Origin of the sequence: Pseudoduganella ginsengisoli, from assembly GCF_009720865.1 — a bacterium.
Classification (GTDB): Bacteria; Pseudomonadota; Gammaproteobacteria; order Burkholderiales; family Burkholderiaceae_D; genus Rugamonas; species Rugamonas ginsengisoli.
The window spans coordinates 1-21,196 of sequence record NZ_WNLA01000029.1 but is presented as its reverse complement, the minus strand read 5'-3'; the positions used below and the strand labels follow the sequence as shown (position 1 = coordinate 21,196).

General features: G+C 59.7%; 21 protein-coding genes and 1 rRNA gene. 10 read left to right on the top strand and 12 right to left on the bottom strand.

The features are described from left to right. Positions 1–60 precede the first annotated feature (60 nt). From GM668_RS27115 to GM668_RS27105, 3 genes are read left to right on the top strand one after another with little or no spacing between them, the layout of a single operon-like run. On the top strand, positions 61–477 hold the full coding sequence (locus GM668_RS27115; protein ID WP_229499971.1) for a phiTE_015 family protein: 417 nt from the start codon (positions 61–63) through the stop codon (positions 475–477). Next, entirely contained in the window at positions 477–965 is a 489-nt protein-coding gene (locus tag GM668_RS27110) for a CreA family protein (RefSeq protein ID WP_371868787.1), read from the top strand. Before GM668_RS27115 ends, GM668_RS27110 begins: the two co-directional genes overlap by 1 nt. An 8-nt stretch (positions 966–973) precedes the next feature. Then, complete coding sequence (locus GM668_RS27105) at positions 974–1,411, top strand: hypothetical protein (protein WP_229499969.1); 438 nt, start codon at positions 974–976, stop codon at positions 1,409–1,411. 49 nt (positions 1,412–1,460) lie between these two features. Here GM668_RS27105 and GM668_RS27100 read toward each other — a convergent pair whose 3' ends face one another. Beyond that, positions 1,461–2,951 carry a leucyl aminopeptidase gene (locus tag GM668_RS27100; RefSeq protein WP_155442096.1) on the bottom strand — a complete coding sequence of 497 codons (1,491 nt, stop codon included), beginning with the start codon at positions 2,949–2,951 and terminating at the stop codon, positions 1,461–1,463. Between the two features lie 93 nt (positions 2,952–3,044). Here GM668_RS27100 and lptF point away from each other — a divergent pair, with 93 nt between their 5' ends. The 3 genes from lptF to GM668_RS27085 are packed head-to-tail and all read left to right on the top strand — an operon-like array spanning position 3,045 to position 5,724. After that, positions 3,045–4,181 (top strand): LPS export ABC transporter permease LptF, encoded by a 1,137-nt coding sequence (gene lptF / locus GM668_RS27095; RefSeq protein WP_155442095.1) that lies wholly within the window; start codon positions 3,045–3,047, stop codon positions 4,179–4,181. After that, entirely contained in the window at positions 4,181–5,350 is a 1,170-nt protein-coding gene (gene lptG / locus GM668_RS27090) for an LPS export ABC transporter permease LptG (protein WP_155442094.1), read from the top strand. The genes lptF and lptG overlap by 1 nt, the downstream gene beginning before the upstream one ends. A 2-nt stretch (positions 5,351–5,352) precedes the next feature. Further along, positions 5,353–5,724, top strand: a complete 372-nt coding sequence (locus GM668_RS27085; RefSeq protein WP_155442093.1) for a sirohydrochlorin chelatase — start codon at positions 5,353–5,355, stop codon at positions 5,722–5,724. 3 nt (positions 5,725–5,727) lie between these two features. On the opposite strand, the gene GM668_RS27080 is transcribed toward GM668_RS27085, so the two are convergent. From GM668_RS27080 to GM668_RS27045, 8 genes are all read right to left on the bottom strand, one after another. Beyond that, complete coding sequence (locus GM668_RS27080) at positions 5,728–6,468, bottom strand: hypothetical protein (protein WP_155442092.1); 741 nt, start codon at positions 6,466–6,468, stop codon at positions 5,728–5,730. A gap of 45 nt (positions 6,469–6,513) precedes the next feature. Then, complete coding sequence (locus GM668_RS27075; protein ID WP_155442091.1) at positions 6,514–8,568, bottom strand: M13 family metallopeptidase; 2,055 nt, start codon at positions 8,566–8,568, stop codon at positions 6,514–6,516. Between the two features lie 68 nt (positions 8,569–8,636). After that, positions 8,637–9,362 (bottom strand): uroporphyrinogen-III C-methyltransferase, encoded by a 726-nt coding sequence (cobA, locus tag GM668_RS27070; RefSeq protein WP_155442090.1) that lies wholly within the window; start codon positions 9,360–9,362, stop codon positions 8,637–8,639. 10 nt (positions 9,363–9,372) lie between these two features. Next, on the bottom strand, positions 9,373–10,692 hold the full coding sequence (locus GM668_RS27065; RefSeq protein ID WP_155442089.1) for a sulfate adenylyltransferase subunit 1: 1,320 nt from the start codon (positions 10,690–10,692) through the stop codon (positions 9,373–9,375). Next, positions 10,692–11,639: a sulfate adenylyltransferase subunit CysD gene (gene cysD, locus GM668_RS27060; RefSeq protein WP_155442088.1), complete on the bottom strand. Its 948-nt coding sequence runs from the start codon at positions 11,637–11,639 to the stop codon at positions 10,692–10,694. Before cysD ends, GM668_RS27065 begins: the two co-directional genes overlap by 1 nt. A gap of 33 nt (positions 11,640–11,672) precedes the next feature. Beyond that, a complete protein-coding gene (locus tag GM668_RS27055) occupies positions 11,673–12,389 on the bottom strand; it encodes a phosphoadenylyl-sulfate reductase (protein WP_155442087.1) in 717 nt (238 codons plus the stop codon). A gap of 11 nt (positions 12,390–12,400) precedes the next feature. Next, positions 12,401–12,955: a DUF934 domain-containing protein gene (locus GM668_RS27050; protein ID WP_155442086.1), complete on the bottom strand. Its 555-nt coding sequence runs from the start codon at positions 12,953–12,955 to the stop codon at positions 12,401–12,403. Further along, a complete protein-coding gene (locus GM668_RS27045) occupies positions 12,948–14,627 on the bottom strand; it encodes a nitrite/sulfite reductase (protein ID WP_155442085.1) in 1,680 nt (559 codons plus the stop codon). The genes GM668_RS27050 and GM668_RS27045 overlap by 8 nt, the downstream gene beginning before the upstream one ends. Before the next feature lie 224 nt (positions 14,628–14,851). On the opposite strand from GM668_RS27045, the gene GM668_RS27040 reads away from it, so the two are divergent. The 3 genes from GM668_RS27040 to GM668_RS27030 all read left to right on the top strand — a co-directional run bounded on the left by GM668_RS27040 (position 14,852) and on the right by GM668_RS27030 (position 17,638). Beyond that, complete coding sequence (locus tag GM668_RS27040; protein ID WP_155442084.1) at positions 14,852–15,793, top strand: CysB family HTH-type transcriptional regulator; 942 nt, start codon at positions 14,852–14,854, stop codon at positions 15,791–15,793. Further along, a complete protein-coding gene (locus GM668_RS27035; protein ID WP_155442083.1) occupies positions 15,790–16,437 on the top strand; it encodes a class I SAM-dependent methyltransferase in 648 nt (215 codons plus the stop codon). The genes GM668_RS27040 and GM668_RS27035 overlap by 4 nt, the downstream gene beginning before the upstream one ends. 127 nt (positions 16,438–16,564) lie before the next feature. Then, complete coding sequence (locus tag GM668_RS27030; RefSeq protein ID WP_371868786.1) at positions 16,565–17,638, top strand: porin; 1,074 nt, start codon at positions 16,565–16,567, stop codon at positions 17,636–17,638. Here GM668_RS27030 and GM668_RS27025 read toward each other — a convergent pair. The 3 genes from GM668_RS27025 to GM668_RS27015 all read right to left on the bottom strand — a co-directional run bounded on the left by GM668_RS27025 (position 17,635) and on the right by GM668_RS27015 (position 20,631). Beyond that, entirely contained in the window at positions 17,635–18,330 is a 696-nt protein-coding gene (locus GM668_RS27025) for a sensor histidine kinase (RefSeq protein ID WP_170305862.1), read from the bottom strand. The two genes, GM668_RS27030 and GM668_RS27025, sit on opposite strands and share 4 nt — an antisense overlap. Positions 18,331–18,459: 129 nt before the next feature. Beyond that, on the bottom strand, positions 18,460–19,245 hold the full coding sequence (locus GM668_RS27020; protein WP_155442081.1) for a LytR/AlgR family response regulator transcription factor: 786 nt from the start codon (positions 19,243–19,245) through the stop codon (positions 18,460–18,462). A gap of 54 nt (positions 19,246–19,299) precedes the next feature. Further along, positions 19,300–20,631 (bottom strand): sensor histidine kinase, encoded by a 1,332-nt coding sequence (locus GM668_RS27015; RefSeq protein WP_155442080.1) that lies wholly within the window; start codon positions 20,629–20,631, stop codon positions 19,300–19,302. A 493-nt stretch (positions 20,632–21,124) separates the two neighbouring features. On the opposite strand from GM668_RS27015, the gene GM668_RS27010 reads away from it, so the two are divergent. Beyond that, a 16S ribosomal RNA gene (locus GM668_RS27010) occupies positions 21,125–21,196 on the top strand; the annotation flags it as partial.

Below are 21,196 nucleotides of genomic sequence, written 5' to 3'. Positions count from 1 at the left end.
CTATTGGGAAATAGTTGTTAAACAGTGAATTCATGCGTGAAGCATTGGTAAAGGACTAAAATGCGATCTGCATTCGAAGCATGGGCGCAGCGCGACGGACATATTGTTCGCCGGCGCGAAGACAAACCAGACGAATATCTGGTCTTTGAAACGCAACGCCGCTGGGTAATCTGGCAAGCGGCGCTGGAACACGGCAAAGCGCCGGCGGGCCGCAAGTCAGCTGCGAAAGATGCAGCTGAAAAGCCTGCCGTGGCGCGTGCCGCCGCACAGCGCCCTCCTGTGATTGAGCAGGACCAGGCTGCCGTGCGTAACCAGGTACTCAATGAAGTCCTGGCCGCGTTTATGAGCCTGGATGGTGAATCTGGCATGGACGATATCCGCAAGGTGATTCAAAACCTGCGGACGGGTTCCGCGCCGCAGCCAAGCGCTGCCGCCTCCGTGCGTAAAACCAACGACAGCAAGGCGGCCGAGCGCTGATGCGCCTGTGGATGCGCCTATGGCAGACAGCCGCTGCGGCGCTGCTGTGGAGCATTGCCGCCGCCGTTCCGGCAGAAACTGTCGGATCGGTCGATACCGCTTTCAAGCTGTTGGGCCCAGACCACAAAATTGTGGTCGACGTCTTTGACGACCCGCGCGTGGCGGGCGTCAGCTGTTACCTTTCCCGTGCAAAAACCGGTGGCATCAAAGGCGCCATCGGCCTGGCCGAAGACAAGGCCGATTCTTCCGTTGCCTGCCGCCAGGTGGGGGACCTCAAGTTCAGCGCGCCGCTGCCGTTGCAAGAGGAAGTATTCACTGAACGCGCGTCCATCTTTTTCAAGCATGTACGGGTCGTGCGCATGGTGGATGTGAAACGCAACGCGCTGGTCTACCTCGTGTATTCGGACCGTCTGGTCGATGGCAGCCCGAAAAACAGCGTGACCGCCGTGCCTGTGCCGGCCAGTTTGCCGGTGCCTGTCCGCCGCTAAAGGCTCACATGCCACGCTTTATGTTATGGGCCGCGCTGGCCGCATCCGCTGCTGTGGCGGGCTGCGGCACGCTGACCCAGTCGTCCAATCAAACCTTGCTGGTGCAAGCTGTGCTTGATTACAAGCCGGTTGATGGCGTCGGCTGCGTGCTGTCGAACGCGGCCGGACGCTGGTTTGTCCTGACGCCCGCGAAAGTCACCGTGAAAAAGGCGGCGGGACCGCTGCGCGTGGATTGCCGCAAGGATGGCGCCGCGTCCGACGAAATGGTGGGAGCGCGCCAGGACCGTACGCTGTGGGGGAATTATGTGTTCACGGCCGGTCTGGGGAATAAGCTGGACCGCGAAACAGGGCGGGGCTTTGAATATCCCGCGACCGTGACAGTGGTGCTGCGGCATGATGCGCCGGATCCCCGCTATGCGCCGCCGGAAGGAAGGATCGTCTATTGACACGTAAAAAGGGCGCCGTAGCGCCCTTTTTAACGTCTGTGAGCCCGGATCAGCGGTTCAGCAGGAAAGTGGTCAGCAGCGGTACTGGACGGCCCGTAGCGCCTTTTGCCGCGCCCGACTTCCATGCGGTGCCGGCGATGTCCACGTGCGCCCAAGCATATTTGCGCGTGAAGTTTTCCAGGAAGGCTGCAGCCGTGCACGATGCGCCGCCCGGCGAGCCAATGTTGGCCAGGTCCGCAAAGTTCGATTTCAACTGTTCGTTGTACTGCTCGCCGATCGGCAAGCGCCATGCCGTGTCGCCGGTAGCCTTGCCTGCCGACAGCAAGCCGTCCGCCAGCTTGTTGCCGGCGTCGTCGTCGCGCGCAAACACGCCGCTGTGGTGATGGCCGAGCGCCACAATGCACGCGCCGGTCAGGGTGGCGATGTCGATCACGGCGGCCGGGTTGAAGCGCTCGGCGTACGTCAGCGCGTCGCACAGAATCAAACGGCCTTCGGCGTCGGTGTTCAGGATTTCAATGGTCAGGCCATTCATCGACGTGACGATGTCGCCCGGTTTGGTGGCGCGGCCCGACGGCATGTTTTCGCACGCTGCCACGATACCGATGACGTTCTGGTCCAGGCCCATTTCACCGATGGCGCGGAAGGTGCCCAGCACGGACGCGGCGCCGCACATGTCGTATTTCATCTCATCCATGCCAGGACCGGCCTTGATGGAGATGCCGCCCGTATCGAACGTGATGCCTTTGCCGACCAGTACCACCGGCGCATCCTTGGCCTTGCCGCCTTTGTGCTTGAGCACGATGAACTTCGGCGGCTGTTCGGAACCGGCCGTCACGGACAGGAAGCTGCCCATTTTCAGCGCTTCCAGCTGCTTGCGGTCCAGGATTTCCACTTCAAACTTGTAGTCCTTGGCCAGCTTCTTGGCCACGTTGGCCAGGTAAGTCGGGGTGCAGACGTTGGCCGACAGGTTGCCCAGATCCTTGGTCAGTTCCATGCCGTTGGCAATGGCAATGGCTTGCGCCAGCGCGGTTTTGTTGGCGGCATTGTTCGGCACGGACAGCGCCAGTTTCTTCACGCCCGCGTAGGCCGGGTCTTTCTTGCTCTTTTGCGTATCGCTGCGGTAAACCGCTTCGCGGCCTGCCTGCACCACGGCGCGGATGGCCCACGCGGTGTCGCGGTCTTTCACTTCCGTCAGCGGTAATGCGATAATGGCGTCCGCTGCTCCCAGGGTGGAGAAAGCCTTGATGGCAGCGTTGACACCGGAAGTGAAGCTTTTTTCGCTGACCGGTTCATCGGCGCCCAGGCCCACCAGCAGTACGCGTTCCGCCGCGGCGCCTTGGATTGCGCGCAGCAGCAGGGTGGTGCCGGCTTTGCCGGTGATGTCGCCGGACTTCAGCGCAGCGGTGATTTCACCTTTGCCATCGAGGGCTTTTGCCTCAGCCGTCAGCTTCTTGTTTTCATAGACGCCGACAGCCACGCAGCCGGTTTTGGCGGACGTGATGGTGTTTTTTGCGTCGAATGCTTTTATGCTAAAGTCCATTAGATTTCTCCGTGATGTTGCGGTGTTCATGCGCATCGGCTTATGGCCTCTGCCGCAGATTAATTTTTACCGACCCGAATTATAAACTTTCGAATGATTTTTCAACGTGCCCTTCAACGCGAGCTGGCGAGTGCGGCCGGGGCCTCCTTCACGGTACTGTTCTCCATCAGCGTCACCTGGACGCTGATCACGATCCTCGGCAAAGCCGCCGGCGGCAAAGTGGCGTCTGAAGACGTCATTGCACTGCTTGCGTTCGCAGCTCTGAATTATCTGCCAACAGTACTGATCCTCACCAGCTTTATTTCTGTGCTGATGGTGGTGACGCGCACTTACCGCGACTCTGAAATGGTGGTGTGGTTCGCGTCCGGACTGAGCCTGACCCGCTGGATCCGTCCGGTGCTGACCTTCGGCATGCCGATCGTGCTGCTGACGGCGCTGCTGGCGTTTTATGCGACGCCGTGGGCCAAGCAAAAGAGTATTGAATACACGGACCGCTTCCAGAAGCGGGAAGACTTGCAGCAGGTTTCGCCGGGCCAGTTCCGCGAATCCGCGTCCAGCAACCGTATCTTCTTTGTCGAAGGCGTGTCCGGCCAGACGGCCGTCGTACACAACGTGTTCGTCAACACGGTCGATGAAAAAGGCACGGCCATCGTCGTGGCCAAGGAAGGGTCAATCACCGAAGCGCCGGACGGCACCCGCTTCCTGGAATTGAAGAATGGCCGCCGCTATCAGGGCCAGCCAGGCAGCCCGGAATTCCAGACCATGGAATTTGAAAAGTACAGCATGCGCGTGGCCAGCCAGGAAGCCGTCAGCGCGTCCGCGCAAAAGGTCGAAGCCATGACCAGCAGCGATTTGTTAAAGGACCCGGGCCCGCTGGCGCGCGCCGAGGTACTGTGGCGCCTGTCGATCCCCATCATGTGCACGTTGCTGCTGTTGCTGGCGATCCCGCTAGGCTTCGTCAATCCCCGCGCGGGCAGTTCGGCCAACCTGATCGTGGCGCTGCTGGTGTTCTTCACGTATCAAAACCTCGTCAAGGTATTCGAAGGCAACGTCAAGCAGGGCAAATTCATGTTCGGCACGGCGTGGTGGCCGCTGCACTTGCTGATCCTGCTGATCGTCATCGGCCTGTTTGCGTGGCGCGCCAACGTCAATCACCGCTACCATCCGCGCGCCATGTGGGCCCGCTTCAAGAACGGCGGCGCACAAGCCCGTACGAAAGGCGGTGTGTAATGACGGTGCTGCAACGGTATTTCGCGTCGTCGATCGCGCAGGCGGTGGCGTTCTGCCTGCTGGCGTTGTTAGGTCTGGCGGCATTTTTTGATTTGACCGGCGAGTTGCCGGAAGTCGGCAAGGGCGGCTACGGCATCCAGCACGCGTTCCTGTACGTGGCGATCCTGCTGCCGGAGCGGATTTACCGCGTGCTGCCGGTGGCGGCGCTGATCGGCACCATTTATACGATGGCGCAATTCGCGTCGTCGTCGGAATTCACCATCATGCGTGCTGCAGGCATGTCGACGCGGCGCGCAGCGGGCATGCTGTTCCGTGTCGGCGCCGTGATCGTGGCGGTGGCGTACATCCTCGGCGAAGTCATCGTGCCGCGCACGGGGCCGGTGGCGGAAAAGGTCAAGCTGTCGGTACAGGGCAGCACGGTGGCGGCGGAATTCCGCTCCGGCCTGTGGACCAAGGACGTCATCAAGAGCAATGGCTTGACGGGCGACGTGCAAGGTTCGCGCTTCTTCAACGTGCGCGAAGTGCGGCCCGATGGCCGTCTGGTCAATGTGACGCTGTACGAATTCGATACGAATTTCCGTATGCGCTCGCTGATCCAGGCAAAGAGCGCCACGTTCCAGGGCAACAGCGTGTGGCGCCTGTATGACGTGACGGAGAGCCGCTTCAGCAATCCGGGCCTGGCGGCATCGGGCGCGGCTGCGACCGTGGAAAATCACTTTGGCCAGGAAACCAGCATGGTGGAAACCGTGAAGGCGGATACGCGCGACTTCGTTTCCGAAATCACGCCCAAGATTTTGCAGGTATCGCGCCGCGATCCGGAGCGCATGACGGCCAATGAACTGGCCGTGTATACGCGCCACCTGGCGGAAAACAAGCAGGAAACCGACCGCTTCAAGATCGCGTTCTGGAAAAAAATGATCGACCCGCTGGCGATCTTCGTGCTGATGGCGCTGGCTCTGCCGTTTGCCTATCTGCACACGCGCAGCGGCGGCGTCAGCCTGAAGATTTTCATTGGCGTCATGATTGGCGTGAGCTTCATGCTGGTCAATACGCTGTTCTCGCACATTGGCTTGCTGTCGACGTGGCCGCCGATCCTGACGGCGGCGGCGCCATCGATTGTGTATATGATGCTTGCTATTGGCGCCCTGTGGTGGGTGGAAAGGCACTGACGATGTCCAAGCGCGCAATGATCCTGTTTGCCCACGGCGCCCGCGCCGCCAGCTGGGCCGCACCGTTTGAACGCTTGCGTGGCATGACGCAGGCGCGCCTGCCGGACGTGGATGTATCGCTGGCGTTCCTGGAATTGATGTCGCCGCGCTTGCCGGAGCGCGTCGATCAGCTGGCGGCGGAAGGTGTCGTTGATATCGCGCTGGTGCCGGTGTTCCTGGGGCAAGGCGGGCACGTGCTGCGCGATTTGCCGGTGATGGTGGAGGAATTGAAGGCGAAGTATCCGCAGATCCGCTTTACAGTGGCCACTGCGGTAGGTGAGGCTCCGGAAGTGTTGAACGCCATGGCCGATTACTGTGCCGGAGCCTTGTCTTAAGACTTATTCCTGCTCGTCTTGTTCTTGCTGTTTGGCCATGGCCGCCAGCGTTGACCCTGGGTTATCCAATTCCCGCTGCATGATGGCGCGCAGGCCGTCGGAACGGATCGCGTCCAATGCAGCCTTCTTCATATTGTCCGCCTCATCCGCTTCATCCATGCCGCGCAAGACTGCCAATACCAGCCGCACTTCCTTCGCATAGTTCAGCACGAATGCCAGCAGGGTAGGCGCGGCCGATGCCGGCTGGCTGGCCAGCGCTTCCGCCGCGCCATTCAAGCGTTCCGCCAGTTGCGCAATGCGCTGTTGCGGCGATGGCAGGAAGCGGCGCGCCAGCTGGAAGTCTTCGCATTTGACCAGCGCCGTCATGGCCAGTTCCGCGCACTGTTCCGCAATGGCGGCATCGATGGCATCGAGTGCCAGGAACAGCTGGTGCGTGGCCGGTACTTCGCCCAGCGCTTCATTGATGGACGCCACTTCACGGAAACGCTCCACCGACGCCTCGCCTTGCAGCATGCGGGCCGCTTCGCGGTCGCGGATCGCCTGCAGCGCCGTGCGGGCAGGCGGGAATTGCTCGGCCAGGTAAATCCAGTCGCGCAGCGCAAACGACAGGCGCACGCCATTCCACTCCGGCGACACGTCCAGCGCATGCTCGTGCAGCCACAGGTGGTCTGTCAGCGCATCCTGGAAACGCCCTTCCTGGCGGGCTTGCTGGGCGCGTTCAAATACTTCGTTAGGCTGCGGCATAGGACCTCCTGAAAAATCGAAGGCGATATTTTAGCAGTTCAGCGGTCACCATACGCGGCACACTTTGCCGGCCGGCTTCACCATCGCCTGGCCCGGCTTGCACGCAAACGCTTTGGCAAATTCCGGCATGTTGACCACCACGCCATTGACGCGGTATTTGCCTGGCGAATGGGGATCGGTGGCCGCATTGACGCGCAAGCGCTCCGGCCGCTGCGTTTCGCACGTCCATTGCGCGTAGCCGACAAAGAAGCGCTGCTCCGGCGTCAAGCCGTCGCGGTTTTGCAAAGCCATGCCAGCCATATCGGATTTCCACGCCATCCACGCCAGCAACAAGCCGCCCAGGTCCGCCGCATCTTCACCCAGGGTCAACTTGCTGTTGATCTTGATGTTGTCGACCACCGTGTATTGTTTGTACTGGTCCGTGATGCATTGCGTGCGCTGGTTGAACGCGGCGGCATCTTTCTTGCCCCACCAGTCTTTCAAATCGCCTTTTGCATCAAACTGGCGGCCTTCGTCATCGAAGCCGTGGATCAATTCATGGCCGATGGTGCCGCCCGTATTGCCATAGTTGGGCGCCGCATCCATCTTGGCGTCGTACAGCGGCGGCTGCAGGATACCGGCCGGGAAATTGATGTCATTCATTTGCGCGTTGTAATACGCATTGACGGTGGGCGGCGTCATATCCCATTCGCCCCGGTCCAGCGGCTTGCCGATCTTGCCCATCTGGCGGCGCGTTTCAAACGCTGCGCCATTGATGACGTTGGCCGCGTAATCGCTGCGGACCACGGCATAGTTGCTGTAATCGCGCCATTTGTCGGGGTAGCCGATCTTGTTGGCCACCGCGTGCAGCTTTTCCCGCGCGCGGGCTTTGGTGTCGCTGCCCATCCACGTCAATTCCTCCAGATCCTGCGCCATGGCTTCTTCGATTTTCTTCGTCATGTGCTGCACTTGCGCTTTCAGTTCCGGGCTGAAGGCGCGCGCGACGAATTCCTGGCCCAGCGCTTCGCCCAGCTGCTGGTCCACCTGCTGCACGCACCGTTTCCAGCGCGGCTGCTGTTGCGGGATGCCCAGCAGGGTCTTTTTGTAAAAACTGAAGCTTTCTTCGTCAAACGCGCGCGCCAGGTAAGGCGACAGGACGCGCGTGGTTTGCCATGCCAGGTATGCCTTGATGCCGTCCAGCGGCAGTTTTTGCAATTGCCGGTCCAGTGCTTTCAGGTAAGCGGGCTGCGATACGTTGAACGTATCCAGGCTGGCCTGGCCCATGGCGGACAGGTAGGCATCCCACGCAAACGATGGCGTCAACTGCTGCAAGCCTTTGCGGTCCATCTTGTGGAATTGTTTATAGGGGTCGCGCTGTTCCACGCGCGTCAGCGATGCTTTGGCCAGCGCGGTTTCCAGTTGCAGGATGGCGGCAGCCTGGCGTTGCGCGGCGGCAGGCGCCACGCCGGCCAGCTGCAGCGAGCGGGCCACGTGCGCCACATATTGCCGGCGCATGTCTTTCGAGCGCTGGTCGGTCTTCAGGTAGTAATCACGGTCTGGCAAGCCCGCGTTGGCTATGCCCGTAAAGGCAATGGTTTGCGATGCATCGGCCAAGTCCTGGCCTGCGCCGAAGCTCAATAATATGGCGGCGCTGAGTTCCTTGTGCAGCGATGCCAGCAGTACGGGCAATTCCTGCTTGGATGGCAGCGCGGCGATTTTCGCCAGATAGGTTTGCAGCGGCGCCGCACCGCGCGCTTCAATGGCCGATTCATCCATGCAGGCGGCAAAGTAATCGCCGATCTTTTGCTGGTTTTCCGAGCGGCCTGCCTGTTGTTCCGCCAGCGATGCCAGGATGCCCCACAAATAACGCTGGTTATCCTGCGCCACCTTGGCATACACGCTCCACGCGCTCTGGTCGCCGGGAAGCGGGTTGTTGCGCATCCAGCCGCCGCAGCTGTATTGGTAAAAGTCTTCGCATGGGTCCACATTGCGGTCCATCGCACTCACATCCAGGCCGGGCGTGTAGGGCAGGGCAGTCAATGGAACATCAGGAGCGGCAGGGGCTTGGGCAAATGCAACGCTGGCGTAGAGCGCCAGCAGCGGGAATGGAAGGACGCGCATGGGATGTCGCAGGAACGGAAAAATCCCATTACACTTGATAATTGCCACAAAGGCAAGTTTGGCGGTGCTTACTGGTCGCCGGGCTGTCTCGCGCGTTGCGCCATTGCTTCACCGACCATCACCAGCACCGGGCCATGCGCGGTTTCCAAGCCTTGCGCCAGGTCGGCCAACGTCATGCGCAAGATGCGCTGGTCGGCGCGGCTGACGTTTTCAATGACGACCACCGGGGTTTGCGGACGGCGGCCCTGGGCCAGCAAGCGCTCGGCAGTAATCAGCGCTTCGCGTCCACCCATGTATTGGACCAAGGTATCGCTGTCCGGCATGATCGTGCTGGCAGCGTGTTCCGGCGCGGTCGAGGAAGTAAAGAAGGCCACGCTGCGGGCGATGCCGCGCTTGGTCAGTGGCTGTTTGGTGGCGGCGGCAGCCGCCACGGCCGTGGTAATGCCGGGCACCACTTCCACGTCGATCCCGGCGGCTTCCAGCGCGCGCAATTCTTCATCGGCGCGGCCGAACAGCATGGGGTCGCCCCCTTTTAAACGGACGACCAGTTGGTATTGCCGCGCTGCCGCGACCAGCTGCTCATTGATGGCATCCTGCGCCATCGAACGCTGGCCGGAGCGCTTGCCCACGGAAACCTTGACGGCTTGCGGGCACAGTTCCAGCATGTCCCCGGTCACCAGCGCATCGTGCAGCACGATATCGGCTTGCGCCAGCAGCTTCGCGCCGCGCAGGGTGATGAGGTCCTGGGCGCCGGGACCGGCGCCGATCAGGTAGACCTTACCGGGGAGTCCCATCCCGACCCGGTTATTCCGCGATGCGGATCATGCCCGCAGCGACAGTCTGGTGGGTCACTTCATCGATCAGGATGAAGGCGCCGGTGGCGCGGCTGGCCGTGTAGTCATCGGCTGCCAGCGGCTGCTGCACGGTCAGCGCAATGCGCGCCACGTCGTTCAGCTTCAGCGTTTCGGCATCGCTGCGCTGCTGGGTGTTGATGTCCAGCAGGGACTCGACCTTGGTGACCTTGGCCATGGTTTGCTTGGTGCCGTGCTTGATCCAGTACTTGCGGCGCACGTCCAGCGCATCTTCCGACAGCCAGCACACGTCCGCCTGCACGTTTTTCAGCAGGGTGGCCGGCGCCGAGGCGGCCGACAGCACGTCGCCGCGCGAAATGTCGCGGTGCTCTTCCAGCAAGATGGTGACCGACTGGCCGGCCGAAGCCGACTGCAGGCTGCCGTCGAAGGTCACGATTTCCTTCACTGTGGCTTCCACGCCCGAAGGCTGCACCACCAGCTTGTCGCCGACTTTCACGCTGCCCGCTTCGATACGGCCCATGTAGCCGCGGAAGTCGTTGGCTTCGTGGCCATTGTGGCGCGCCACCAGTTGCACGGGGAAGCGGAATGGCGACTGGTGCGCTTCGTCGTACACCGACAAGCCTTCCAGCAAGTCGATCAGGGTCGGGCCCTTGTACCAAGGCATATTGCCGCCGGCTTCCACCACGTTGTCGCCCGTCAGGGCCGACAGTGGAATCGTGGTGATGTCTTTCAAGCCCAAGGTGGCGGCGAATTCGCCATACGCCTTGACGATGCGGTCATAGATATCCTGGTCATAGTTCACCAGGTCCATCTTGTTGACGGCCACGATCACGTGTTCGATTTGCAGCAGGTGGGCGATGGTCGAGTGGCGCTTGGTTTGCACCAGCAAGTCCACGCCGCCATCTTCGCGCAATTTGACTTTCGAGACGTCGACCAGGATGATCACGGCGTCCGCGGTGGACGCGCCCGTCACCATGTTGCGGGTGTACTGTTCGTGGCCCGGCGTGTCGGCAATGATGAACTTGCGCTTCGGCGTGGCGAAATAACGGTAGGCCACGTCAATCGTGATGCCTTGTTCGCGTTCCGCTTCCAGGCCGTCCGTCAGCAGCGACAAGTCAATCGTATCGCCCACGGTGCGCTTGTTCTTGGCGCGCGAAACCGCCGCCAACTGGTCGGCGAAAATGCCCTTGCTGTCATACAGCAGGCGGCCAATCAGGGTGCTCTTGCCGTCGTCAACGGAACCGGCGGTAATGAAGCGCAGCAGGCTGCTTTGCGCCAGGCTGTCGCCAGTGTTTTCAATGCGTGCGTTCATTAGAAGTACCCTGCTTTCTTGCGTTTTTCCATGGAGGCTTCGGAGGTCTGGTCATCCATCCGGGTAGCGCCGCGTTCCGTGACATCGGTGACGGCCGTTTCAGCAATGATGGCTTCCACGGTTGCCGCATCCGATGAAACCGGGCAGGTGCACGAAATGTCACCCACGGTACGGAAGCGCACCACTTGCGTTTCCACGGTTTCGCCTTCGCGGGCAGGTGTCAGGTCCGTCAGCGGCACCAGCAAACCGTTGCGCGGGATCACCTGGCGCTCGTGCGCGAAGTAGATCGGTGGCAGTTCCAGGCGTTCGCGGGCGATGTATTGCCAAACGTCCAATTCCGTCCAGTTCGAGATCGGGAACACGCGCATGTTTTCACCTGGGTGCACGCGGGTGTTATACAAGTCCCACAGTTCCGGACGCTGGGCTTTCGGGTCCCACTGGCCGAATTCATCGCGGAACGAGAAGATACGTTCTTTCGCGCGGGCTTTTTCTTCATCGCGGCGGGCGCCGCCGATGCACGCGTCAAAGCCGTGTTCAGCAATGGTTTCCAGCAGGGTCACGGCCTGGGCCGCGTTGCGGGAATCCGTTTGCGGGTTACGCAGGCGCACCGTGCCTTTTTTGATGGATTCTTCCACCGAACCCACGATCAGGCGTTCGCCCAGTTCCGCCACGCGCTTGTCGCGGAAGGTAATGACTTCCGGGAAGTTGTGGCCGGTGTCCACGTGGACCAGCGGGAAGGGAAACTTGCCTGGACGGAAAGCTTTTTCAGCGATACGCAGCAGCACGACGGAATCCTTGCCGCCGGAGAACAGCAGGGCAGGGTTGGAGCATTCGGCAGCCACTTCACGCATGATGTGGATGGCTTCCGATTCCAGCGCATCCAGGTGGCGCGCATTGACTTCGGACAGGCCGATGGTCGAAGCGTAACGGTCAACTACAGTATTCATTTTCTGTACCTATTATTTTTAACGCTCAATGATTCAAGCGTTCACGGATTTGATGCGTACCAGTTTGCCGTCCACCACGTGCAAACCGCATTCCTTGGATTCGGGGTTTTCCCACCACCAGCGGCCTGCGCGCACATCTTCGCCAGGTTCGATGGCGCGCGTGCAGGGCGCGCAGCCGATCGACGGGAAGCCTTGGTCATGCAATGCATTGTACGGCACGTTATTGCTCTTGATATAGTCCCAGACATCCTTCTCGGACCAGTCCGCCAGCGGATTAAACTTGGTCATGAAGTGGGCCGGATCATCTTCTTCCACGCACAGCTGTGTACGGGTGGCCGACTGCGCGCGGCGCTGGCCCGTTACCCATGCCTTGTTGCCGGCCAGCGCCTGCTTCAGCGGCTCAACCTTGCGGATGCGGCAGCATTCGCGGCGCATCTCGACACTGTCGTAAAACGCGTTCAAGCCGTTTTTCGCCACGTACTCATCCACTGCGGCCGTGTCCGGACGGAACAAGGTGATGTCATAGCCATATACTTCCTTGACCTTGTTCACCATGGCCAGGGTTTCCGGATGCAGGCGGCCAGTTTCCAGCGAGAAAATGCCGATGTTCAGCTTGTTCTTCAGGATTAAGTCCGTCAACACCATGTCTTCGGCTGCCAGGCTGGAAGCAAACACGGCCGGCGTGAAATCGCGGGCAATACGCCCCAGTGTGGCCGTGGTGGCGGCCACCAGTGTGTTTAAATCGCTCATGGTGGTCTCGCTTAAATGCCGGCGCCGATTTCCAGGGTTTCCGCAGGCACGCCACGTGCATGGCGGCGGAACAGCGGTACTTGCTGGTCCACGGATGCCGAGTACGTCTCGGAGAAGTCCGTCAAGCCTTTCAACGCGTCTTCGATGCTGCGGTCCTGGCGGGTGGCGTAGGCATTGAAGCCGACGCGGCTCATCGAGAACAGCTGGTCGCGCAGCACGTCGCCGATGGCGCGCAGTTCGCCTTTGTAACCAAGGCGCATGCGCAAGTTGTAGGCGGTGGACATGCCGCGGCCGTCCGTGAATTTCGGGAAGTCCACGGCCACCACGGCGAATTTGTCCAGCTCGCCCTGCAAGGTTTCAGCACGCTCGTCGCTGGCGAACCAGACGCCGATCTCGCCAGCGGCGCGGCGCGCAGTCAGCGCGTCGGCCTGGGCTTGCCACGTGGCCAGCGGTACGATGACCTTGCCAGCGGGCACCGTCAGGGCGGCAGCGTCTTCGCCTTCGGCGGCGCGCAGCTCGATCCAGCTGTCTTCGACGATTTCACGGTGTTTGATAATCTTACGCATACTCATCTTCTCCTACCAGGCGGCCGGTGTCGGCAATCGGCGTGGCATAAACAAAGTCCTTGAATGGTGCAACGCCCAGGCGCGTGGCGGTGTCAATGAAGCGTTCACCGTCGACACGGTTCTTGACGTAGACCTTCAAGATACGGTCGATCACTTCCGGCATTTGCTGCGCGGAGAACGATGGGCCGATGATCTTGCCGATGGCCGTGCTGTTGCCTTGCGCACCGCCCACCGACACCTGGTACCACTCGCTGCCATCCTTGTCCACACCCAGGATGCCGATGTTGCCGACGTGGTGGTGGCCGCAGGCGTTGATGCAGCCCGAGATGTTCAATTCGATTTCGCCGATGTCGTGCTGGAAGTCCAGGTCGTCGAAGCGCTCTGCAATAGCGGCGGCAATCGGGATGGACTTGGCGTTGGCCAGCGAGCAGAAGTCGCCGCCAGGGCAGCAAATCATGTCGTTCAACAAGCCGATGTTCGGCGTGGCCAGGCCGTGCGCCTTGGCTTCCTGCCACACGGCGAACAGTTGCGATTGCTCGACGTCGGCCAACACCACGTTTTGCTCGTGGGTTACGCGCAGTTCGCCGAAGCTGTAGCGGTCCGCCAGGTCAGCCATGAAGTCCATCTGCTCGGCGGTGGCGTCGCCTGGCGGAACGCCGGTCTTCTTCAGCGACAGCACGACGGCGGCGTAGCCGGGTTGCTTGTGCGCTTTTACGTTGCGCTTGAGCCAGTTGCTGAACGCCTTGTTGTCGGCGGCTTGCGCTTGCTCGATGTTCGGCAATTGCTTGTAGGCTGGCGGCGCGAAGAACGCTTCCATGCGCGCGATTTCTTCAGCGGTCAGCGTTTGCGGGCCATCTTTCAAGTGCGTCCATTCTTCTTCCACCTGGCGCGTGAATTCTTCGGCGCCCACGGCTTTCAGCAAGATCTTGATGCGGGCCTTGTACTTGTTGTCGCGGCGGCCGTACTGGTTGTACACGCGCATGACGGCTTCAATATAGGTCAGCAAATGTTCGCGCGGCAGGAAATCGCGGATGGTGGTGCCGATGATGGGGGTACGGCCCAGGCCGCCACCGACGACCACCTGGAAGCCAATCTCGCCGGCATCGTTTTTCACCACGTGCAAGCCGATGTCGTGCACGGCCACGGCGGCGCGGTCTTGCGCGGCGCCATTGACGGCCACCTTGAATTTACGCGGCAGGGCGATGAATTCCGGGTGGAACGTCGACCATTGGCGCAGGATTTCGCAATAAGGACGCGGATCGACGACTTCGTCCGCAGCCACGCCGGCGAATTCGTCGGTGGTGGTGTTGCGGATGCAGTTGCCCGACGTCTGGTTCGCGTGCATTTCCACGGAAGCGAGGTCGGTCAGGATATCCGGGGTCTGTTCCAGTTCGATCCAGTTGAACTGGATGTTTTGGCGGGTCGTGAAGTGGCCATAACCACGGTCGTACTTGCGTGCAATGTGCGCAAACATGCGCATTTGCTTACTTGCCAGCAAACCATATGGCACGGCGATACGCAGCATGTAAGCGTGACGCTGGTAGTACAGGCCGTTCTGCAAGCGCAGAGGCAGGAATTCAGCTTCGGTCAACTCGTCGGCGAGGCGGCGGCGTACCTGGTCGCGGTACTGGGCGATGCGCTCACGCACGATGAGATGATCGTATTGATACATATCGTTCCTAATAGTTTCGCTTGCGCCTGGGCAGGCTCTTACAAAGTATCCCCAACTAGCCGCAATGGTAATAAACTCCAGCTTTATTCCAAACTACTTAGTCTTTATTTGCTTATATACGTATTGGGTATAAGCATGGGCGTAAAATAGCGTATACGTGCCTGAGATGTGGATGCCCGGCCTGAAGGCCCGGCACGCCAAATTGCTATATAACGAGAACAACAATGAACCTTCACCAATTACGGTTTGTCCGTGAAGCAGTCCGCCAGAACTACAACCTGACGGATGCCGCCAAAGCCCTGTTCACCTCCCAGCCGGGTGTTTCCAAGGCCATTATTGAGCTGGAAGAAGAATTAGGCGTCGATATTTTTACCCGGCATGGCAAGCGGATTCGCGGTTTGACGGAACCCGGCCGCCTGGTATTGAGTTCGGTGGAACTCATCATGCAGGAAATCGACAGTTTAAAACGTATCGGCAAGGAATATGCGGCGCAGGACAGCGGCAGTTTTACGATTGCCACAACGCATACGCAGGCGCGCTATACGTTGCCGAAGGTGGTGCAAGCCTTCATGCAAAAGTTCCCGAAAGTGCGCTTGTCCTTGTTGCAAGGCAACCCGCGCCAAATTGCGGAAATGGTGCAAAAAGACCAGGCCGACCTGTGCATCGCGACGGAATCCATTGCTGGCATGGAAAATCTTGTTACTTTGCCATGCTATCAATGGGAGCACGTGGTGGTGGTGCCGCCCGACCATCCGCTGCTGCGTTCCAAGACCATTACCCTGGAAGAGATTGCAGCTTTCCCGCTGATCACCTACGATGGCGCCTTTGCGGGCCGCAGCAAGATCGACCACGCGTTCTCGCTGAGAGGTTTGAAGCCGGACGTCTTGCTGGAAGCCATCGATGCGGACGTCATTAAAACGTACGTGGAACTGGGGATGGGCATTGGCGTGATTGCCGGCATGGCCTTCGACCCGGAGCGCGACCGCTCGCTGCGCGCCATCCCTGCGGGCCACCTGTTCGGCATGAATGTGTCGCGGGTAGCTGTCAAGCAGGGCGCTTATTTACGCTCCTATATTTATACGTTCATAGAATTGCTCGCACCGACGCTGAACCGCAAGCTGATCGAGCAGGCTATGCACGGAGAGAAAGACAATTACGAATTATGAACACTTTGGAAACATATTATGCGCGCTGCGCGGGCTCGTACGATGCGGTCTACGAGCAGGAAGACCGCCAGGACGACCTGGAAACCTTGCAGGAAGCCGTGGCTGAACTGTTGCAAAACCATAAAGTGCTGGAGCTGGCTTGCGGTTCCGGCTACTGGACGGAATACATCAGCATCGGCGCCAAGTCAGTGACAGCCATCGACTCGTGCCCCGACATGCTGGCGCTGGCGGCGGAGCGCGACGTCGATCCGGACGTGGTGACGTTCAGGCAGGGCGATGCGATGACGTTGGCAGATATTCCGGCCGGTGAATTTACCGCATGTTTTGCGGCAGGCTGGTGGTCGCACATCGGCCGTGCGGAACAGGATAAATACCTGGCGCTGCTGCGCTCGAAACTGGGCAAGGATGGTTTGCTGGTGCTGCTCGACAGCAACCAGGTGGAAGGTGTCAGCATGCCGATCGCGCGCACGGATGCAGATGGCAACACGTACCAGTTCCGCACGACGCCGGATGGCGAACGCTTTGAAATCATGAAGAATTACCCGTCCGACAGCTGGTTGCGCAAGCGCTTGTCCACGGCCGGCCGCGAAGTGCGCACGGAGCGACTGGAATACTATTGGTTGGCCACGTGCCGCTTTAAATGATGTGAGCGAGAGTAACGGTCTTTCTGAAAATAAATTATTGATGTCATATTGTTGAAGTATTTGATAGGCATGATTCGCCCCGTCAAGTTTCAGGCGACAACCCTATCAACTAACAATGGATCATCAAGTGAAAAAACTTACTCTGGCAGCACTGCTCATCGGCGCGTTCTCGGCTCAAGCGCAAGCGCAATCGAACGTGACCATCTACGGTCTGGTTGATGCCGGCCTGGTGCGCGAAAGCGGCGGCGCCGCCGGCAGCGTCACCAAGCTCACCAGCGGCATCGGTGGTCAATCGCGCCTCGGTTTCCGTGGCGTGGAAGATCTGGGCAACGGCATGCAAGCCGTGTTCAACCTGGAAAACGGCTTCAAAGCGGATGACGGCACGATGGATAACGCCGGCGGCGCACTGTTCAACCGCCTCGCCACCGTTGGCCTGAAATCCAAAGACATGGGCTCGCTGACCATCGGCCGCCAGTACACGATGCTGTACAACGCGCTGAGCCAGGTGGCTGACCCGTTCGGCGCCGGCTACGCTGGCACCGCCAAGAACCTGTTCCCAACCGCTGGCGCCAACACCCGCGCCAGCAACTCGATTGTGTACAGCACCCCATCGTTCTCCGGCTTCTCCGTTGACGCGCTGTACGCGCTGGGCGAGCAGGCCGGCAGCAACACCGCCGGCCGCCAGTACGGCCTGGGCCTGAACTTCTCGCAAGATGCACTGAACGTGCGCCTGGTGCACAACAACCGCAATCTGGACACGGTTGGCAAGCCATCCGTAGATACTGCGAAGAACACGCTGCTGGCCGCCAACTACGATTTCAAAGTTGTCAAAGCCTTCTTCGGCTGGGAAGTCAACAAGGGCGCCGGCAGCTCGTCCGTGCCGGTGGCAAACGCCTTCGGCTTCAAAGTCGCGCCTAAAGCCTCGTCGGACAGTGATAACTTGCTGTTGGGCGTGAACGTCCCAGCCGGCGCTGGCAACATCATCGCTTCGTACACCCGCATGAACGACAAGACCGTCAACAACCAGGACGCGAACCAGATCGGCGTCGGCTACCTGTACCCGCTGTCGAAGCGCACCACGGCCTACGTTGCTTACGCCCGTATCAAGAACAAGAACGGCGCTGGCTACACGGTTGGCAATAACAACGAAGCAGGTTCGGGCGACAGCGCCTTCAACCTGGGCATCCGTCATTCGTTCTAAGCGGAGGGGAGCGGCAGGACGATGGTAATGCGGGTGCCGCCCTGGCCCCGCACCGACATATCGCCGCTCAAGCCCTGCACGCGCTCGCGCATGCCGATCAAGCCCAGCGAATGCGGCTTGCGCAAGTCTTCGTCCGTTAAGCCGACCCCATCGTCTTCAACCACGATGCGCAAGCTGGCGCCGTGGCGCCGCACGGCAACCCGCACGCGCCGCGCTTTTGCGTGGCGCGCCACATTCGTCAGCGACTCTTGCACAATACGGAACACGGCCGTACTGAAGTGATCGCTAAAGCCCAGCTCCGATTCCACGACATCCAGCTCACAGCGCAAAGGATTGCGCCGGGCAAAATCCAGGCACATGGCTTGCAGCGCGAAATACAGGCTGCCGTCATCCAGTGCGCGCGGACGCAAATTGCTGGCAATGCGCCGCAAGGATGTAATGGCGGACAGCAGCAATTGATCCATGCTGTGTACTTGCGTGGCTGCCGCCTGTGGCAGCGCCGGCTGGCGTTCCAGCAAGTTCAAGTCGACCCGCAGCGTGGCCAGCAATTGGCCCAGATCATCATGCAATTCACGCGCGATATGGGAGCGCTCATCGTCGCGCACGGTTTGTAGCGGGGAAGTGTCTGCGGTACGGCGGCCGATGCTGCGTTCATTGCGGCGGCTGCGCGAGGGTTTGCTGCGCTGGTCCATGATGCCCTCCATGCGGCCGGAAGAGGGCCGCCATGGTGACAAAGTAGGGCAGGGCTGCCACACCACATTTGATCTGGCGCAGCAGCAAGGGTGGGATGTTGATGAGCGGCAATTCCGCTCATCGGCGGCTTACATTTGCTTGAACAAGTGCAGGAACGAGCGCGACACTTCGAGCTTTTCCGTGCGGTCCTTGATCATGACCAGGTGGCGGCCACGGATATCGCGTGTCACGCCTTCAATGGCATTGACGTTGACGAGGGTGGCGCGGTGGATTTGCCAGAACAAGTCCGGGTCCAGTTCTTCTGCCAGGTCGCGCACGGGTTTGCGGATCAGCGCTTCATATTTCGCCGTTTGCACGCACGTGTATTTTTCATCGGAGCGGAAGAACAGGATTTCTTCCACCGGGATCATGCGCAAATCCTGGCCGATGCTGGCCTGGATCCATTGCAAATACGTCTTTTTGGGCGCTGCAATCTTTTCCGCCAGCTGGTTCAGCATGGCCGCCACGCTGGCGTTGACGTCGCCACCTCCCGCTGCTGCGGTGGCGCCGGCTGGCGCGGCCAGACGGCCTTTCAAGCGCTCGACTGTGATTTGCAAGCGTTCCAGCTCTGGCGGTTTCAACACGTAATCAATTGCGCCGCGCTCAAATGCTTCCACGGCATACGCATCGTAGGCAGTGACAAATACGACACGGCTTTTATTGCCAATCACGGCCGCCGCTTCCATGCCGGTTTTGCCGGGCATGCGGATATCGAGGAACGTGAAATCCGGATTCAGCTGGTCAACCAGGTCAATGGCTTCGTCGCCGTTTTTTGCTTCGCCGACGATTTCCAGTTCAGGCCACACCTGTCCCAGGCGCATGCGCAGCTGGTCGCGCATCAGGCGTTCGTCGTCGGCAATGATTGCTGTTGGCATAATATTGTTAAAAATTCGTTCGGTTAATGATTATTCAATGAATCAGGTTGATTTTCAATCTGGTTTTTTCGCTGCCAGCGCGTACGGTACTTCGATCGTGGCAATCACGCCGCTGGGGCGGTTGGGTTCGATATTCAGCGAACCGGCATTGCCGTGCAACAGTTTTAAGCGTTCGCGGATATTCGACAGGCCCAGGCCGGTGCCATCGCTGGGCTTGGCGCCAAAGCCGAGACCGTCATCGGCCACCGTGACTTGCAGTTTATTGTGCGCCACCTGGGCGCGCACTTGCAGCGTGCCGCCTTCCGGCTTGCCTTCCAGTCCGTGTTTGATGGCGTTTTCCACCATGGATTGCAGCATCATGGGTGGAAACGCTGCCGTACGGAGTCCTTCCGGGATGTCGAAATCAATGGTGAGGCGCTCTTCCATGCGCATTTTCAGCAGGGCCAGGTAAGCGGCCACCATGTCGGCTTCGCGGCCCAGGTTTGTTACGAGGCTGCTGTCGCGCATTTGCGGCAACACGGCGCGCAAGTATTTAATCAGGCTGCGCTGCATGGCGGACGCGCGTGGCGGATCTGTCTCGATCAGGTATTCGACGGACGCCAGCGTATTGAACAGGAAGTGCGGTTCTACTTGTGCCTGCATCATTTGCATCTTGGCTTCACTGAGCTGGCGCTGCATGGATTCACGTTCCGCTGCAGCATTGGCGTACTGGGTTTGCGCTTCTGCCCGTTTTTTGCCGCCCATCAGCGCTTTGGTGCCGAACAGCGCAAGGATCAGCAGGAAGATAAAGCTCTTGAACCACGTTGATGCCTGCTTGTGATAGCGCGACACTTTTTGTTCGGCCGCATCGTCAACGGCTTCTTCAATGGCGTTCGATAATTCTTCGCCGATTTGCGGCGGCAACTCGATGTGTACTTCCTCGCCGGGCATGGCGGTCGCAGCGTGGCCAGGTTTTGGGGGCTTGCCTGATTTATAAGGCAGGGCTTCGGGTGGTTCGGGTGGCGCCGGCGGGGCCGGTGTCGCCGGAGCGGCTGCGGAGGCGGGCAATTCTGGCGCGGCAGGCGCTGCCGGGGCTTCCGCGGAAGCGGATTCCTTGCGCCCTTTGCTGCGCGGATTGAAGTGAATGCCGCTGTCATCGATGGTGATATTGGTATCGGAATGGCGGGCGTTTTTTTTGTCACGCACGATTTGCGCGTATTCCTCATCCGGGCCGGATGAGAACAACTCATCCTGCAAGATCGATGCAGCGATCATCGACAGTGCGGCAAACAGGAAAAATTTCCACCACGATAGCTGGGTAACCCACGTGGCCGTGGCATCAAAGCCCCGGTGCAGCCAGCTCAAAATGGTTCTCGCAATGTCTTGTGCTTTCGGTTGAGGAAACATGCAGCGCTTTCGGATTTTTCTGATGATGCAACTGTACGCAAGGCGGTGCGGATACGCCATGGGGTTGCGACAGTCTGCATAAAACTGGGAATAGAAGGAAGAAGTGTTGCGGGCCGCCAAAATTCACGCTTGCCAAATGTGGTTGGGCTTTGCTATAGTTCGGTCCCCGCAGCGCTGCGACGGTTTGAAAACGAAACAGCGATGCAAACGAGGGGTTGACGGATATCAGGAAACACTAGATAATCTCGCTTCTCTGCTGCTGACGAACACAACGCTTCGTCGATATCGAAAGATCAGCACTTCTTTAAAAACATACAGTCGATAAGTGTGGGCGTTAGATGAGATTTGCCCGGCGCTTGGTTTCTTAACTAAAGCGCTGCAACTCAAATTATTAGTACTAACGCTCGCGCAAATATTAAACGTAATTCTCTTCGGAGAATTCGTCAGTATTTTGAGTGAGTGACCCCAACCGCAAGGTTGGAAAACAGAGATTGAACTGAAGAGTTTGATCCTGGCTCAGATTGAACGCTGGCGGCATGCTTTACACATGCAAGTCGAACGGCAG